The sequence below is a fragment of the Ralstonia sp. RL genome (assembly GCF_001683835.1).
Lineage (GTDB): Bacteria > Pseudomonadota > Gammaproteobacteria > Burkholderiales > Burkholderiaceae > Ralstonia > Ralstonia mannitolilytica.
This window is the reverse complement of the sequence record NZ_LWRX01000086.1, coordinates 1-537: the sequence shown is the minus strand read 5'-3', so window position 1 is coordinate 537 and position 537 is coordinate 1. Positions and strand designations below refer to the sequence as shown.

Here is a 537-nt window from a genome sequence, read left to right as displayed (position 1 = left end):
CGGCCATCGCCGGTCAGGTAGGCCGAGCGGATCGGCTGCGGGCCGAAACGCAGGTGCGAGACGGTCATCGCACCGGATTTCTTGGAGTCGTAGACAAAATAGCCCTGGGCGAACAGCGCGGTTTCGTCACCGATGATCTTGATCGAATTCTTGTTGGCTGACACCGTGCCGTCCGAGCCCAGGCCGTAGAACACGGCAGCGAAATGGGCGCGGCTCGCGGCGGTGCGGAAGGCGGGGCCGAAGGGCAGCGACAGATGCGTGACATCGTCGTCGATGCCGACCGTGAAGCGGCGCTTGGGCTGCGGCTCGGCCAGTGCGGCGAAGACGGCGGCGACCATGGCCGGCGTGAATTCCTTGGAGGCCAGACCGTAGCGGCCGCCGATCACGCGCGGCGGGGTGGTGAAGCGCGGGGCGGGGCTGGCGGCGTCCTCGGCCAGGGTGACCAGCACGTCCTTGAACAGCGGCTCGCCATCGGCGCCGGGTTCCTTGGTCCGGTCGAGCACGGCGATGCGGCGCACGCTTCCGGGCAGCGCGGCG

The 537-nt window shown here is 69.3% G+C and carries 1 protein-coding gene; it reads right to left on the bottom strand.

From position 1 onward, the window contains the following. The coding region (locus A6M56_RS08170; protein WP_286758059.1) for a 2-oxoacid:acceptor oxidoreductase family protein at nt 1-537 on the bottom strand (537 nt) is incomplete at both ends.